A 14,650-nucleotide genomic window follows, 5' to 3' on the forward strand; every position below is an offset into this window, starting at 1 on the left:
CGGGGTCAGGGCGTCGTCGCCGGGTGGGCGACGCGGACGGTGGTGGTGTCGAGGTCGGACGGCACGTCGACGCAGCGGTCGATGCCGCGGGCAGCGAGCAGCGCTGTGTCCGAGAGTCGGGAGCGCAGGACGACCTGCGGGCCGCGGCCGTCCGGTGCGGCCTCGGCCAGGGCGAGCCAGGCGGCGGCGAACCGACCGCCGGGGGCGCAGTCGGCGCGGGTGCCGTGCCGGTCGGTGCCGTCGGACAGCACGTCGTCGAGGACGAGCGCGGTGGCCGACGGTGCGGCGCGGGCGTCGCGGGTGTGCTCGGCGCGGGCGAGGGCGGCGAACGCCTCGCCGGCGGGCTTCAGCCGTCCGTCGTTCGTGAACAGCCCGAGGTCGTACTCGAGCTCCGGGAAGTCCGCGAGCGACCGGGCGACGTCGTGGGAACACCACCACGTCACCCCGAGCACATGCTGCGCGTCGAGGACGTGCCGGATGGTCTGCTCGGTGAACGCGGCGGCGTCGGCGGGGTCGACGACGTTGGTGGGTGCGCCGACCTCCTGCAGCCAGTTCGGCCGGGCGGGGTCGCGGTTCCAGGCTGCGGCGAGCTGGAGCAGGTACTCGCCGTGCCGCACCGAGCCGGCGCCGAGGGCGCCGTGCAGGGCCGCCGAGCCGTTGAACACCCAGGAGTGCGTGACGGTGGCGTCACCGTGGTCCGCCGCGTGCTCGGGGCCGAAGGGCTGGGCGTCGTCGTACCAGGCCGCGTCGTACTGCGCGACGGTGACCAGTGGCCCGGGACGCGACCCGGTGGCGGAAGCGACCGACGAGGCGGGGTCGAGCCGCGCCTCCAGGCCGACCGACACGGACGAAGCGGCCGACGCCGACGACCCGTCCGACAGCCCCGCCCGCGCCGCCGCGACCATCGCCGCCGCCCACGCGTGCCCCTGCTCCCCCGTGATCGTGTGCGGTGCGGGGTGCGGGGCGTGTGCGAACTGGTTGACCTCGTTGCCGATGGTGATGCCGAGCAGGTTGGGCTTGTCGGCGACGGCTCCGGCGAGCGCCCGGACGTACGCGGCGGTCGACGCGACCACGTCCGGGTCGGTGAACATGTTGCGGCGGTGCCAGCTGTCCAGCCAGGACGGCACGAAGTCGAAGCTCGACAGGTGCCCCTGCAGCGCGTCCACGTTGACGTCGAGTCCGAACGACCCGGCGAGGTCGACGACCGTCGCGACGTCGTCGAGGGCCTGCTGCCGGATGAGCGTCCGGTTCGGCTGGACGACCGGCCAGAGCGGGAAGATCCGCACGTGGTCGGCGCCGATCGACGCGATCGCCTCGAGGTCCCTCGCGGTGTCCGACCGCGAGAAGTCGAGCCACGAGTGGAACCACCCGACCGAGGGCGTGTAGTTGACCCCGAACCGCATCAGCCCTTCACACCGCCCTCTTCGACGCCCTTGAAGAAGAAGCGCTGCAGGACGGCGAAGATCACGGCGATCGGGATGAAGGCGATCATGGTGCCGGCCGCGATCATCCGCTGGTCGGTGGCGAACGTGCCCTGCAGGTACTGCAACCCGACGGTCAGGGTGAGGTTCTCGGGCGACTGCAGCACGATGAGCGGCCAGAGGAAGTCGTCCCACGCGCCGATGAACGAGAAGATCGCGATGACCGCGATGGTCCCCTGCACGGCGGGCAGCGAGATGTAGCGGAGGCGCTGCATCGCGTTCGCACCGTCCATCACCGCTGCCTGGTCGATCTCCTCGGGGATCTGCCGGAACGCGTTGAACATCAGCAGGACGTTGAGCGCCGCGATCATGCCGGGCAGGGCGACACCGACCAGGTTGTCGGCGAGGCCGAGGTCCTTCACGGTGACGAACTGCGAGATGATCGTCGCCTCGCCGGGCAGCACGAGGGTGCCAAGGAACAGGCCGAGCACGAGCTTCCGGTGCCGCCACTGCAGACGGGCGAGGGCGAAGCCGGCCAGGGTCGCGAACACGATGTTGCCGAGCACGTCGATCGCGGCGACGAGCAGGGAGTTGCCGATGTACCGCCACACCGGGATCGCGGCGGCGACCTTCAGGTAGTTCTCGATGGTCGGTTCGGACGGGATGAACGACGGGTTCGCCGTGTAGATGTCCTCACCGGCGCCCTTGAGCGACGTGGACAGCTGCCAGAGGAACGGGCCGATCGTGATGAAGAGCACCACGATGAGCAGGACGTAGCGGACGACCTTCTCGCGGGTGGACATGACGCCCCAAACCGCGCGGCGCCGCTTGCGTCCGTCACGTCCGTTCTGCCTGGAGGCCCGTCCAGCGCCCGTCGCGCCGGTCACGTCCGGCGTCGGGCTGGCTGCGCCCTGCGCGCCGCCGATGACGGGTTCGGTCGTGCTGGTCGTGTTCGTCACTTGTCCGCCTTGCTGTTCATCCGGGCGAGGGCGAGCATCGGCACGAGCGTCACGACGAAGAGCAGGAGGCTCAGGGCGGACGCGTAGCCGAGGTTGCCGGTGAAGCCGCGGGCGTACTGCTGGATGAGCATGACGAGCGAGTTGTCCTGCCCGCCGGGTCCGCCGGTGCCGTTGGTGAGGATGTAGAGCTCGCTGAACACCCGGAGCGCGGAGACGCACACCAGGATCCCGACGAGTGTCATGGTGCCGCGGACCCCGGGCATCGTGACCGACCAGAAGCGTCGGACGGCGCCGGCGCCGTCGAGCGCGGCGGCCTCGTGCAGGTCCTTGCCGACGTTCCCGAGGGCGGCCAGGAAGATGATCATGTAGTAGCCGAGCCCCTTCCACACCGTCAGGCTGATGGCGCTGAGGAGCAGCAGCCACCGGTCGGTCAGGAACGGGACGCTGCCCTGCACGACGCCGAGGGCCTGCGCCATCTCGTTGATGACGCCGCGGTCGTCGAGGATCCACGTCCAGATGAGCCCGACGACGACCGCGGACGCGATGACCGGCGTGTAGAACGCGGTGCGGAAGAACGCGATCCCGGGCAGCTTCTGCTGCACGAGCACCGCGATGAGGAGCGGGAGGACCGTCAGCAGCGGCAGGCACACCGCCATGTAGATGACGCTGTTGAGCAGCGCCTCCCACACCTGCGGGTCGGCGAGCAGGGTCTCGAAGTTCTGCACCCCGACCCACTGGCTGACGCCGCCGAGCGGGCTGGCGTTCGTGAACGACAACCGCACCGTGTTGATCGAGGGCCACAGGCTGAACGCGACGAGCCAGATCAGTGCCGGCAGGACGAGCAACCAGGGCGTGTACCAGCGGTTCGCACGCATGACGATCCTCCCTCTTCCTTCTCCGGGGCCGGATCAGCCGTTGGCCAGCAGGCTGTTCATCTTGGTCTGGGCGGTCTCGAGCGCCTGCTTCGGCGCCACCTGGCCCTTCATCGCGAGGGCGATCTGCTGGTCGAGGAAGTCCGTCATCGCGGAGTTCGCCTCGACCGGGTTGATGACCTTCGCCGTCTTCAGGGCCTCGTTCGCGAGGACCCGGGCCTCGCCGTTCACGGTGCCGTCGTCCTTCGAGAAGTACGGGTCGGACTGCGACGACGTGGTGGACGGGAAGATGTTGACCTTGTGCGCGAACGCCTCCTGGTTCTCCGCGTTGGTCATGAACTTCGCGAAGGCCTCGGCGGTGGCGAGGTGCTTCGACTTGCTCGAGACCGACAGGCCCTGCACGTAGAGCGGCGGGGTGTCGAGTGCGGGGCTGACGGTGACCTTGCCCTTGAGCGACGGGTTGTTCTTCTCGAAGTCGGCGAGCGAGGTGGCACCACCGGTGGTCCAGGCGACCTTGGCCTGCGTGAACAGGGTGGAGTTGCCGAGGTAGTCGCTGTTCAGCACGTTGGAGGGCATGTAGCCGTCCTGGTACGCGTCCTTGTAGCGGTCGATCAGGTCGGCGGCCTTGGACGAGTCGGCGAAGGTGAACTTCGTGCCGTCGGCGTTGAGCACCTTGACGCCGGCGAGCGTGAAGTCACCGAGGCCGGGCTTCCGGCTCATCAGGTAGTCGGTCGGGCAGTTGTCGTGCATGGTCTTCGCCTGCGTGAACAGCTCGTCGGTGGTCTTCGGCGGGTTCTTCGCGTCGAGGCCGCACTTGGCGAACATCGTCGAGTTCCAGTAGTTCACGTCGGTGTTGAGGTACCAGGGGTACCCGAACGTGCCGTCGACGCCCTTGTACTTGTAGGAGTCCAACGCGCCGGCGACGTACGTGCTGGCGAGCTTCGAGTCGTCCTTCGCGACGTCCTGCAGGAACCCGCGCTTCGCGAGGGGCAGGGCGATGTCCGGCGGCAGGTTGATCACGTCGGGCAGGCTGTTCGACGAGGCCTGGCTGAGCACCTTGTCGGCGTACCCGTCGCCGGGCTGGTCCTGCAGCTTCACCTTCGCGTCCGGGTGGGCCTGCTCGAAGTCCTTGATGACCCCGTTGAGGTACCCCGTGTAGGTCGGCGTGAGCGCCCAGGTCTGCAGGGTGATGGTGCCGCTGATCTCGCCGCCGCCGTTGTCGGCCGCGTTCCCGCCGCTCGAGCAGCCGGTCAGGACGAGCGCCGTGGCGGCGGCCGTCGCGAGCAGCGCGGTGGCGCGGCCCCTCGTCATGCGTGTGGTGGTCCTCATGGCGTCTGACTCCCTCGTCATAGCTGAACCGGTTCAGCAGCAGTCACCGAACCCGTGTGTGGCAGCCACTGTGAATGACTAAAGCGCTATAGTCAACCCCGTGGCCACCAAGCGTCGAACGACGATCGCCGACATCGCCGCGCGGGCCGGCGTGTCCATCAGTGCGGTGTCGTTCGCGTTGAACGACCGCCCCGGGGTCTCCGACGAGACCCGTCGCCGCGTGCGCGAGATCGCCCGCGAGCTCGACTGGCAGCCGCACACCGCGGCCCGGGCACTCGGCGGCGCGAAGGCCGGTTCCATCGGCTTCGTGCTGAACCGCCCGGCCCGGACCCTGGGCACGGAGTCGTTCTTCGGCGACCTGATCTCCGGCATCCAGCTCGGGCTCGCCGGCACCCACGTCGGCATGAACCTGCTCGTCGCGCGCGATGCCGAGGAAGAACTCGAGACCTACCGGGACTGGTGGCGCGGACACCGTGTCGACGGCGTGATCGTGATCGACCCTCGTCGCGACGACGCCCGGCTCGCCCTGCTCGCCGACCTCGGCCTGCCCACCGTCGTCGTCGGCTCGCACCCCTCCCCCGACGGCGCCGCCCCCACGGTCTGGATCGACGACTCGGACGCCACCGACACCGTTCTGCGGTACCTGCACGCCCTCGGGCACCGACGCATCGCGCACGTCGCCGGCCGGCCCGAGTTCGAGCACACCGCCATGCGCATGGACCGGCTCCGGGCGTTCGCTGCCGACGAGGGGCTCGACGACACGGTCTCGGTGCCGACGGACTACTCGGCCGAGGCCGGCGCGAGCGCCACCCGCACCCTGCTGTCCCGGAGCGTCCGACCGACCGCGATCGTCTACGACAACGACGTGCTCGCCGTCGCCGGGCTGGGCGTGGCGAGCGAGATGGGCGTCGCGGTGCCCGGCGACGTCTCGATCGTGTCCTTCGACGACTCGGCGATGATCCGGCTCGTCCGCCCGGCGATCACCTCGCTCACCCGCGACACCGTCGAGCTCGGACAGCGTGCGGCGACCCTGCTGCGCGCGCAGATCGACGCCAGCGCCCCGCTCCCCTCACGCCCGGGCCCCTCGCTCACCCTGAGCGTCCGCGAGTCCACCGGCCGCGCCCCCGCCTGACCCGCTCCGGACGTCGGCGCCGACGACCCGCTCCCGCTCCCGCCGTGCTCGCCAGTCCGGCTGCCGACGCGCCCGCTGCCGCCGCTCCCCCTCCCGCAGCGCGGCGCGGCTGCCTGCAACTGGCGCACGCACCGCACTGCACTGCACCGACGCGGGACGACGTGGTCTTCTCCGCGCCGTGACGGTTCTGGTTCACGAAACCCGAGGATCGTGAACCAGAACCGTCATCGATGCGGATCGGAACCTCCTTCCCCGCGGTCGACGGTCACCGGCGGGTCGTCGGGGGTCGGACCCGCTCGAGGGCTCGCCGCATGGACGACGTCGTGCTGAAGCCGAAGCGTGTCGCGACGTCGGACGGGCGGTCGCCACGGGTGAGTGCGCTGCGGACGGCGAGACTGCGGTACCAGCGGCCGAGCTGCGCGGGCGAGCATCCCGTTGCTGCGGCGCACCGGCGCTCGAGGGTGCGCTCCGACATCCGGACACCGACGAGGATGCCCTGCAGAGACGACGGACCAGCCGGATCGAACAGGCGGTCGAGGATCCGCGCGAGACCGTTGTCGCCGAGCATCGGGGGCGGGTTGTCGCGGAGCACCGTCGTGACGACGAGCCGGGCGAGGGCCTGCTGCTGCGCGCCGTGCCACCTCCCGCCGTCGAGGTGCCCGACGTGGCGCAGCGCGAGGCCGACGTCTGGCGAGGGCGCACCGGGTGGGCCGGTGCTCGCGATGGGCGGGAGTGCGAGGACCTCGTCGACGAGCGGGCCGAGCGTTGCGGCACCGACGAGGACACCGGTGAGGGCGAAGAGCGCCTCGTGCGGGAACGCGTACGTCTCCGCGACGCGGGGCGGGCCGGAGCGCTCGGGGCCCGTGCTGATCGTGATCGTCGCGTGCCCTTCGACGAGGGCGGCGGTGCCGGCGTCGACGATCGCGATGTCCTCTCCGTGCCGGACCCACACGGAGCGGGACCGCGTCGCCACCCAGACGTGGGTGCCCGTCGGTTCGACGTCGAGCGTCCACGCCTCGTCGTCGGACCGGACCTCGGTGCCCGGCCCGACCTGGAGCCCGACGGCGTCGATCAGTGCTCGGAGCGCGTCACCCATCCGACGAGCGTGATCCACGGGCAGGACGCGTGGGCGTGGATCGGGCGACCTGTGGAAGAGGGGGGATAACCCCACCCGGGGTGGGGAGAGGGCAGGATGGGGGAACGGCTCCGCGATCGCGAGGCTGGATGCATGACCGACACCGACCGCCTCGACCAGGCGCGAACCGTCCCGCTGGACGACGTCACGCCTTCGCCCGACCAGGCCCAGACCGTCCCGCTGGGCGACTTCGTGCCCCCTGGAGCCACCAAGCCGATGCCCCAGTACCCGCGCCAGCACCAGCAGGACCCCCAGGACGCCCCGCAGTCCCCGCCGGCGTCGTGGAGCGCCACCCCGCGGGTCGGGTCCGGTCCGGTCGGTGGTTCCGGTCGCGGGTCCGGCATGACCGCCGGGCAGTTCTACCGCGACGCGTGGAGGCGCCTGCCGCGGGACTTCGGCTACATGGCGCTCACCGCCGTGCTGCTCTGCACGCTGTACTTCGCGTTCCCGGCGGCGATCTTCGGTGGCGGGTTCCGCGACCTCTTCAACCCCTTCGTCCTGCTCATGTTCTTCATCGCGCTGTTCGTGGCGCGGTGGCTCGGACAGTTCGAGAAGCTCCGCATGAGCTGGGCCGACCGACGCCCGATCCGCCCGGTGGACTGGACGCCCCGGTGGCAGCAGAACTGGTGGACCCGTACCGGCTCGGCCGTCGCCAACCCGCACTACTGGCTTTACCTGCTGCACGCCGCGGTCGTCTACCCGCTCGTCGCGGTCGTGACCGTCGGGACCGGTGCACTGCTGCTCGTCGGCTTCGCCTGGCCGATCGTCGTGGGCGGACTGTACTTCGCGAACAACGTCCGGGTCGGCTACTTCACGGACAGCGTCGGGTTCGTGACCGGCGTCGGCGCCCTCGGCCTGCTGTCGATGGCCGCCTCGGTCGTGCTCTTCCCGCTCTGGGCCCGCGGATCCGTCCTGGCGCACTACTGGGTCGACTTCGGCCTGCTGGGCGGCTTCCGCGCCGAGCAGCTCGAGCAGCGCGTCGCCGGCCTGCAGGCCTCCCGCGCCGGTGCCGTCACCGCCGAGGGGCAGGCACTCCGCCAGATCGAGCGCGACCTGCACGACGGCCCGCAGCAGCGGCTGGTGCGACTCCGCATGGACCTGTCCGCCGCCGAGCGCGCCTTCGAGAAGGACCCCGAGAAGGCCAAGCAGCTCATCGGTGAGGCGTCCGAGCACGCCCAGGACGCCCTCGACGAACTGCGCGCCCTGTCACGCGGCTTCGCCCCGCCGATCCTGCTCGACCGCGGACTCGTCGCGGCGCTCGAAGCACTGGTCGCCCGCACCCCGATCCCGGTGGGCCTGGACGTCCGGCTGCCCGAGGGCCTGGAGCTCGCCACGGAGATCCAGCGCAACGTGTACTTCACGGTGAGCGAGCTGCTGACGAACACCATGAAGCACGCCGGCGCCACCACCGCCGGGGTGTACCTCGGCCTGGTCGTCGACGCCTCGGGCCTCTGGTACCTGACGGTCAGCGTCACCGACGACGGCCGGGGCGGTGCCCGACCGCAGCAGGGCCACGGGATCGAGGGCCTGATCGGCCGCATGCGGGCCCTCGACGGCGACCTGGTCGTCTCGAGCCCCGAGGGTGGCCCGACCGAGGCCACCGCCCGGATCCCCCTCGGTGCCCTGAACGGCGTCCCGACGGCGGCGAACCAGCGGTCGTGACCCCACGGGGGCGCCCGCGCTCCCACTAGGCTGGTCGGCATGACAGACGGCCCGCATGCAGCACGCATCCGGGCCGTCGTCGTCGACGACGCCGTCCTGCTGCGCGAGGGCCTGGCCCGCGTGCTCGACGAGGCCGGCATCGACGTCATCGGGCAGTACTCCGACGCCCGGGCCTTCCTGGCGACGCTGCCCGAGGGTGCACCCGACGTCGTGGTGATGGACGTGCGGATGCCGCCGACCTTCACCGACGAGGGTGTCCGCGCCGCCGTCGAGACCCGCCGGATCGCTCCACGGACGGGTGTGCTCCTGCTCTCCCAGTACGTCGAGGCCACCTACGCCGAGGACGTCCTCGCGGCCGGCGCGACCGGCATCGGCTACCTGCTCAAGGACCGCGTCACCCGGCTCGAGGAGATCGACGACGCCGTCCGCCGCATCGCCGCCGGGGGCACCGTGCTCGACCCCGAGGTCGTCACGCAGCTGATGAGCCGCCGCCGCGACCCGCTCGCAGCCCTGACCCCGCGCGAGCGTGACGTGCTCGGGCTGATGGCCGAGGGCCGCACGAACGCCGCGATCGCCCGCGCCCTGGTGATCGGCACCGGAGCCGTCGAGAAGCACGTGTCGAGCATCTTCGGCAAGCTCGCGCTCGAGGACACCGGAGAGGACCACCGCCGCGTCCTCGCCGTCCTCGCCTACCTCGGATGAGCCGAGCCCGAGGATGAACCGGGTCCCCGCACCCCTGCTGGCCCTCACCGCGATGGTGTCCGTCCAGCTCGGCGCCGCGATCGCGAAGACCCACTTCGACGACGTCGGCGCGGTCGGTGCCGCCACGCTGCGGCTCGTCATCGGCGCCGTCGTGCTCGCCCTGGTGGTCCGTCCCCGCGTCCGGCACTGGACGCGGGCGCAGTGGCTCGGTGCGGTCGGCCTCGGCCTGGCGCTCGGCGGCATGAACGTCTTCATCTACCTGTCGTTCGCGAGCATCCCGATCGGTGTCGCCGTGACGATCGAGTTCCTCGGGCCGCTCGCCCTGTCGCTCGTGCACACCCGGCGCTGGCGCGATGCCCTCTGGGCCGTGCTGGCGCTCGCGGGGGTCGTGCTGCTCGGCGTCGGGCCGACCGCGGTGACCGAGGTGGGCGGGGTCGTCTGGGCGGTCCTCGCCGCCGCGTGCTGGGCGGGCTACATCGTGATGAACCGGCACGTCGGCGCCGCGATCCCCGGCGTCGACGGGCTCGTCGTGTCGATGGTGGTCGCGATGCTCGTGTCGTTGCCGTTCGGGCTCCGGTCCGCGGTCGACGGCGTCCTGCGCGAACCGACGCTCCTGCTCGTCTTCGGCGCCGTCGCCGTGCTGTCCAGCGTGCTGCCGTACGCCCTCGAGATGCTCGCGCTCCGCCGGATGCCGACACGGGTGTTCGGGGTGCTGCAGAGCCTCGGCCCGGCGATCGCCGCCCTGGCCGGCCTCGTCGTGCTGGCCGAGGGGCTGTCGGTGCTCGAGACGGTCGCCCTGGCGTGCGTCACCGCCGCGAGCGTCGGCGTGACGCTGTCGGCCCGTCGCCGACGCGGCGGACCGGTGGGGTGAACGAAGAGGAGGGCCGGATCACGTCCGCCGACGGCGGTGCGTGATCCGGGCTTCCTGAGAAGACCGTCTACTCGTCGCGCAGGAAGTCTGCGTACGTGGGCTCCGACTGCTCACCCGACAGGAGGGACGGATCGTTGATCCGCCGCTCGACGTAGGCGCTGATGACCTCGGGAGGGGTGAGCACGTGGGCGACCCAGGACGGCACCGCTGCGTTCTTCATGGTGCCTCCTTCGTGGGCACGGGTCCGGATCGAATGCCTCGATCAGTGAGTTACTTGCTGAACCCGCGTTCGCTAAACCATCCTCGGGGTGCGGGTGGAAGTCAACGCAGTGCGTTCTGTGGACTCCGGTTCGCGCTGTCCCGGTCGGCACGGAGCGTGCGGTGCTTCACCGCGGAGCGCCACACCCACGCCTCGGCCTGCTGCCCGAACTGCGCCCACTCCACCAGCACGGCGTCGCGGGTCCAGCTCTTGGCGAAGGCCTTCACCCGGACGTGGAAGGTCGGGAACTGGATCCACGCCCAGACCGGCTTCGGGGTGACGGCGTGGCAGACGTCGCCGCCGCGGGCGTCCTCCGACAGGGAGTACGCGCGCGGACGCTCGACCTCCGGGTGTTCCGGGGGCTGCCACCGGTTCTCGCGACGCCGTCCCACGACGGTATTCGAACGTGTGTTCGAACGACAGTCAAGTCGACCGCGCCGTCTGGACGACGACCTGGCGTCGGACGGGCGTGTCGTCGGCGGGCGGCGAGCCGGGGCGGATGGGCACGCGTTCCCACCTCGTTGACGGTTCTGGTTCACGATCCCCGGGCGGCGCGAACCGGAACCGTCATCGCGCGGACACGAACGTCCGTCCCTCGCCGGGCAGAGCAGCGGGAGTCGACGCACACTCCGGCTCCGGCTCAGCCCGCGCGGGCCGCCAGACGCTCGGAGCGTCGGCGTGCCTGCTCCCCGGGGTCCGGCACCGGGGCGGCCTGGATGAGCCGTCGTGTGTACGGGTCCTGGGGCGAGCGCAGGATGGCGTCGCGCGTGCCGTGTTCGGCGACCCGGCCACCGTGCAGCACGACGACCCGGTCGCACAGGGTGTCGACCACGGCGAGGTCGTGCGTGACGAACAGGCACGCGAACCCGAGGCGCTCCTGCAGCTCGCGGAACACGTCGAGCACGCGGGCCTGCACCGACACGTCGAGTGCGCTCGTCGGCTCGTCGGCGATCAGGAGCGCGGGGTCGAGCGCCACCGCGCGGGCGATCGCGACGCGTTGCCGTTGGCCGCCGGAGAGTTCGTGCGGGTAGCGCTCGGCGTACCCGCCGTCGAGACCGACGTCGGCGAGGAGCCGTTCGACACGCTCCTCGACCTGCACCGCCGGCAGCCGGAGGATCTGGCGGAGCGGCTCGGCGACGGTCTGCCCGACGGTGTACCGGGGGTTGAGCGACCGGAGCGGGTTCTGGAACACCACGCCGACGTGCTGGCGCATCTGCCGGCGGGCGGCTCGTCGTGCGCCGGCGACGTCGGTGCCGTCGACGACCACCGAGCCCGAGGTGATCGGCGCGAGGCCCACCGCGGCCCGGCCGATGGTGGTCTTGCCACTGCCGGACTCCCCCACCAGGCCGACGATCTCGCCACGGCCGACGGTGAACGACACGTCGTCGACGGCACGGAAGCGCCCGCGCAGGGCGCCGCCGTACTCGACCACGAGGTGCCGGACGTCCAGGACGGCGGCCGGGGGCTCCGTGGCGGAGCCGAGCCGGGCCTCCAGACCGGACCCGGTGCCCATGCGCGGGACCGCAGTGAGGAGTTCGCGCGTGTAGTCGGCGGACGGTGCGGCGAAGACCGCCTCGGCGGTGCCGGTCTCGACGACGCGGCCTCGGCGCATCACGACCACGCGGTCGGCGAGGTCCGCGACGACGCCCATGTCGTGGGTGATGAGCAGGATCGCGGTGCCGGTGCGCTCGCGCAGCGCGCGGAGGACGTCGAGCACCTCGGCCTGCACGGTGACGTCGAGGGCGGTCGTCGGCTCGTCCGCGATGAGTAGGTCCGGGTCGGCGGCGAGCGCCATCGCGATCATCACGCGCTGGGCCTGCCCGCCGGAGAGTTCGTGCGGGTACTGGCCCAGGCGGCGTTCGGGTTCGGGGACCTCCACGGCGCGGAGCAGCTCGAGCGAGCGCTCCCGGACGGCGGCGCGGTCGTGCTGGCCGTCGGTGCGTCGGACGGCCTCGGCGAGCTGGAACCCGATGGTGAACACCGGGTTCAGCGCCGCGGACGGGTCCTGGAAGATCATCGACACGCTGCGGCCCCGGACCGACCGGAGGGTGCGCTCGTCGGTGCCGATGACCTCGAGGTCGCCGAGCCGGATGCTCCCCGAGGCGCGCGCACCGTCGGGGGCGATGCCCATCGCGGTCATCGCGGTCATGCTCTTGCCGGAGCCGGACTCCCCCACGACCGCGACGACCTCGCCCCGGGCCACGGTGAACGAGGCGTCGTCGACGGCGCGGACCACCTCGCCGTCCACGTCGAAGGTGACGGTGAGGTGCTCGACGGTCAGGACGTCGGTGGTGCCGCTCATGGGGTCTCCGGGGGGTCGGTGTCGTCGCGGGCGGCCTTGAAGGCCTCCCACTCCTCGAGCATCTTGCGGTGGTAGCCCTGCAGCCACTGCATGTAGTCGCGGCCGTTGAGCAGACGCTCGCGGACCTCGGCGTCCACGTCGCCCGTGCCGGTACGGCCGGCGCCCTCGACGACGGCGAGCCCGCGGCCGATGATGTCGCGCTGCCGGTCGAGGTACTTCCGTTCGCTGGCGAGCCAGGAGCCCCAGACGTCGGCCTCGGCGCGGAAGTAGTGACTGCGCTCGCCGGGGACGATGTGGCGCTTCACGAACCCGGAGTCGACGAGCCGTCGGGTGGCCATCGACACCGACCCCGAGCTGGCACCGAGCGCTGCCTGCAGGTCCGACGACGACGAGTGCGGTGCGCGGGTCATCATCAGGTAGCCGAGCACCCGGGCGTCGGTGAGGGGCATGCCCGCGCCGTCGTTGAGCATCAGGGCGAACTCCTCGACGAACGCCTGGCGCTCCGGTCCGAGCAGCCGGTCGTCGTCGGCGTCGGTGCCGGCGCCGTCGGTGCCGTCGGCGCCCCTGTCGTCCGTCACGAGGCCAGCCCGGCGGCCACCTCGGGTCGCTCGTCCGGGATCGACCACGGCTCCTGCGACATGCCGCCACCGCCACGGATCGCCCGCACGGTGCCGTCCTCGTCGCGGGTGTAGGTGATGTCCTCGTCGACCGAGCCGAAGCGGTTGCCGTGGGTCATCCGCAGGGTGTCGGCGTCGACGACCTCGAGTCGGGTGGGGGTGTCCATCGGCTCGGCGCCGGACGGGTCGACCTCGACGAGCCGGTCACCGATCCGGGCGACGTCGGTGACGCCCCACGGGTTGGCGAAGCGTCCGGTGAACGTGGCGGTGTCGACGTCGTCGGGTACCGGGGTCCCCGGGGCGTCGGCGTCGGCCGCGGCGTCGAGCATGGCGATGACCGCGGTGGCGATGAGCGTGGCGGGTCCGGCGGCGGCACTCGTGAGCACGGACACGACGAGCCCGGACGCCGGGTCGAACATCGACTGGGTGATGTGGCCGGGGAACCCACCCGAGTGGCCGCGGATCTCGCGCCCGCCGATCCGGTCGACGATGAACCCGGCACCGTAGCCGCGGGCCGCGGGGTCGTCGGTGGCGCTCCAGGCCTTCCGCTGCGCGAGGCGCTTGGAGTGGTCGTCGAGCAGGGTGCCCTGCCCGATCACGTGCTGCGAGAAGTAGCGGACCAGGTCGGACGCGGTGCCGTGGAACCCGGTGGCGGCGGCCATCGCGCGGGTGTCGACGTGGTCGATGCGCTGCCGGTGCCGCGCGGTGTGGAAGCCGGTGTACCCGACCACGAAGTCGTCGGCGCGTGCGGGGTCCCAGTCGGGGCCGGTGTTCCGCAAGCCCAGGGGTTCGGTGATCGACTCCCGCACGAAGTCGTTGTACGACTGGCCGGACACCGCGGCGATGACCAGGCCGAGCAGGGAGTAGCCGAGGTTCGAGTAGTTGAACGACGAGCCGGTCGGCACCTTCTGGCCCCGGTCGAGCACGAGCGCCAGGAGTTCCTGCTCGTCGGGGAACGGGCGGAGCAGGGACCAGTAGTCGCCGTCGTGTCCGTCGCGGATGACGCCGGCGCCCATCTCCATGAGCTCGCGCAGGGTGGCGTCGGCGAGCGGCGAGCCGCCGTCGACCAGGGCCGGGACGTACGTGCCGACGGTGTCGTCGAGCCGGAGCGACCCGCGCTCGGCGAGCTGCAGCAGGGCCGTCGCGGTGAAGGTCTTGGAGTGCGAGGCGATGCGGAACAGGTCGGAGGTGGTCAGGCGGCGCCCGGCCTCGACGTCGGCGTAGCCCCAGGCCTCGTCGAACAGGACCTCGCCGCCGAAGCCGACGGCGACCTGCACGCCGGGCACCTGCAACTGCCACACCTTGTACGACACCCACTCGCGGATGTAGGGCAGGGTCTTCCGGTACGCGGAGAGGGTGTCGGTCACGGTGGTCCTTTCGAAGGGCGGT

Annotated in this window: 14 protein-coding genes; 4 read left to right on the forward strand and 10 right to left on the reverse strand. The window is 71.6% G+C overall.

The features are described 5' to 3' along the window. Positions 1–5: 5 nt before the first annotated feature. Genes DEJ03_RS12725 through DEJ03_RS12740 form a run of 4 tightly spaced genes read right to left on the reverse strand, consistent with a single transcriptional unit; the run spans position 6 to position 4,563 of the window. Positions 6–1,403, reverse strand: coding sequence for a cellulase family glycosylhydrolase (locus DEJ03_RS12725; RefSeq protein WP_110864881.1), 1,398 nt, complete (start codon positions 1,401–1,403; stop codon positions 6–8). Next, positions 1,403–2,380, reverse strand: coding sequence for a carbohydrate ABC transporter permease (locus DEJ03_RS12730; protein WP_214521659.1), 978 nt, complete (start codon positions 2,378–2,380; stop codon positions 1,403–1,405). The genes DEJ03_RS12725 and DEJ03_RS12730 overlap by 1 nt, the downstream gene beginning before the upstream one ends. Beyond that, on the reverse strand, positions 2,377–3,255 hold the full coding sequence (locus DEJ03_RS12735; RefSeq protein ID WP_027464687.1) for a carbohydrate ABC transporter permease: 879 nt from the start codon (positions 3,253–3,255) through the stop codon (positions 2,377–2,379). The genes DEJ03_RS12730 and DEJ03_RS12735 overlap by 4 nt, the downstream gene beginning before the upstream one ends. Positions 3,256–3,288: 33 nt before the next feature. After that, complete coding sequence (locus DEJ03_RS12740; RefSeq protein ID WP_110864882.1) at positions 3,289–4,563, reverse strand: sugar ABC transporter substrate-binding protein; 1,275 nt, start codon at positions 4,561–4,563, stop codon at positions 3,289–3,291. A 118-nt stretch (positions 4,564–4,681) separates the two neighbouring features. On the opposite strand from DEJ03_RS12740, the gene DEJ03_RS12745 reads away from it, so the two are divergent. Continuing rightward, positions 4,682–5,713, forward strand: coding sequence for a LacI family DNA-binding transcriptional regulator (locus DEJ03_RS12745; RefSeq protein WP_110864883.1), 1,032 nt, complete (start codon positions 4,682–4,684; stop codon positions 5,711–5,713). Positions 5,714–5,978: 265 nt separating this feature from the next. Here DEJ03_RS12745 and DEJ03_RS12750 read toward each other — a convergent pair whose 3' ends face one another. After that, positions 5,979–6,809, reverse strand: coding sequence for a helix-turn-helix domain-containing protein (locus DEJ03_RS12750; RefSeq protein ID WP_110864884.1), 831 nt, complete (start codon positions 6,807–6,809; stop codon positions 5,979–5,981). Positions 6,810–6,941: 132 nt separating this feature from the next. Between DEJ03_RS12750 and DEJ03_RS12755 the strand changes: the two genes are divergently transcribed. From DEJ03_RS12755 to DEJ03_RS12765, 3 genes are read left to right on the forward strand one after another with little or no spacing between them, the layout of a single operon-like run. Beyond that, positions 6,942–8,510 carry a sensor histidine kinase gene (locus DEJ03_RS12755; RefSeq protein ID WP_110864885.1) on the forward strand — a complete coding sequence of 523 codons (1,569 nt, stop codon included), beginning with the start codon at positions 6,942–6,944 and terminating at the stop codon, positions 8,508–8,510. 39 nt (positions 8,511–8,549) lie between these two features. Then, the gene (locus tag DEJ03_RS12760) at positions 8,550–9,212 is read left to right on the forward strand and encodes a response regulator transcription factor (protein WP_110864886.1); all 663 of its coding nucleotides are present in this window, start codon (positions 8,550–8,552) and stop codon (positions 9,210–9,212) included. A 13-nt stretch (positions 9,213–9,225) separates the two neighbouring features. Next, positions 9,226–10,083: a DMT family transporter gene (locus DEJ03_RS12765; protein WP_110864887.1), complete on the forward strand. Its 858-nt coding sequence runs from the start codon at positions 9,226–9,228 to the stop codon at positions 10,081–10,083. Positions 10,084–10,150: 67 nt separating this feature from the next. On the opposite strand, the gene DEJ03_RS18000 is transcribed toward DEJ03_RS12765, so the two are convergent. From DEJ03_RS18000 to DEJ03_RS12785, 5 genes are all read right to left on the reverse strand, one after another. Beyond that, the gene (locus DEJ03_RS18000; RefSeq protein ID WP_163343414.1) at positions 10,151–10,303 is read right to left on the reverse strand and encodes a hypothetical protein; all 153 of its coding nucleotides are present in this window, start codon (positions 10,301–10,303) and stop codon (positions 10,151–10,153) included. A gap of 101 nt (positions 10,304–10,404) precedes the next feature. Then, positions 10,405–10,734 carry a hypothetical protein gene (locus DEJ03_RS12770; protein WP_035807629.1) on the reverse strand — a complete coding sequence of 110 codons (330 nt, stop codon included), beginning with the start codon at positions 10,732–10,734 and terminating at the stop codon, positions 10,405–10,407. 248 nt (positions 10,735–10,982) lie between these two features. Beyond that, entirely contained in the window at positions 10,983–12,644 is a 1,662-nt protein-coding gene (locus tag DEJ03_RS12775) for an ABC transporter ATP-binding protein (RefSeq protein WP_110864888.1), read from the reverse strand. Continuing rightward, on the reverse strand, positions 12,641–13,222 hold the full coding sequence (locus tag DEJ03_RS12780) for a GbsR/MarR family transcriptional regulator (RefSeq protein WP_110864889.1): 582 nt from the start codon (positions 13,220–13,222) through the stop codon (positions 12,641–12,643). The genes DEJ03_RS12775 and DEJ03_RS12780 overlap by 4 nt, the downstream gene beginning before the upstream one ends. Beyond that, a complete protein-coding gene (locus DEJ03_RS12785; protein ID WP_258370816.1) occupies positions 13,219–14,628 on the reverse strand; it encodes a serine hydrolase in 1,410 nt (469 codons plus the stop codon). The genes DEJ03_RS12780 and DEJ03_RS12785 overlap by 4 nt, the downstream gene beginning before the upstream one ends. Between the last annotated feature and the right edge of the window lie 22 nt (positions 14,629–14,650).

It is taken from the genome of Curtobacterium sp. MCLR17_043, from assembly GCF_003224215.1.
GTDB classification, from domain to species: domain Bacteria; phylum Actinomycetota; class Actinomycetes; order Actinomycetales; family Microbacteriaceae; genus Curtobacterium; species Curtobacterium flaccumfaciens.

Coding starts and splice junctions, on each gene's coding strand:
- DEJ03_RS12725 (WP_110864881.1), bottom strand. CDS start 1,403: ATGCGGTTCGGGGTCAACTACACGCCCTCGGTCGGGTGGTTCCACTCG.
- DEJ03_RS12735 (WP_027464687.1), bottom strand. CDS start 3,255: ATGCGTGCGAACCGCTGGTACACGCCCTGGTTGCTCGTCCTGCCGGCA.
- DEJ03_RS12740 (WP_110864882.1), bottom strand. CDS start 4,563: ATGACGAGGGGCCGCGCCACCGCGCTGCTCGCGACGGCCGCCGCCACG.
- DEJ03_RS12750 (WP_110864884.1), bottom strand. CDS start 6,809: ATGGGTGACGCGCTCCGAGCACTGATCGACGCCGTCGGGCTCCAGGTC.
- DEJ03_RS12755 (WP_110864885.1), top strand. CDS start 6,942: ATGACCGACACCGACCGCCTCGACCAGGCGCGAACCGTCCCGCTGGAC.
- DEJ03_RS12760 (WP_110864886.1), top strand. CDS start 8,550: ATGACAGACGGCCCGCATGCAGCACGCATCCGGGCCGTCGTCGTCGAC.
- DEJ03_RS12765 (WP_110864887.1), top strand. CDS start 9,226: ATGAACCGGGTCCCCGCACCCCTGCTGGCCCTCACCGCGATGGTGTCC.
- DEJ03_RS18000 (WP_163343414.1), bottom strand. CDS start 10,303: ATGAAGAACGCAGCGGTGCCGTCCTGGGTCGCCCACGTGCTCACCCCT.
- DEJ03_RS12775 (WP_110864888.1), bottom strand. CDS start 12,644: ATGAGCGGCACCACCGACGTCCTGACCGTCGAGCACCTCACCGTCACC.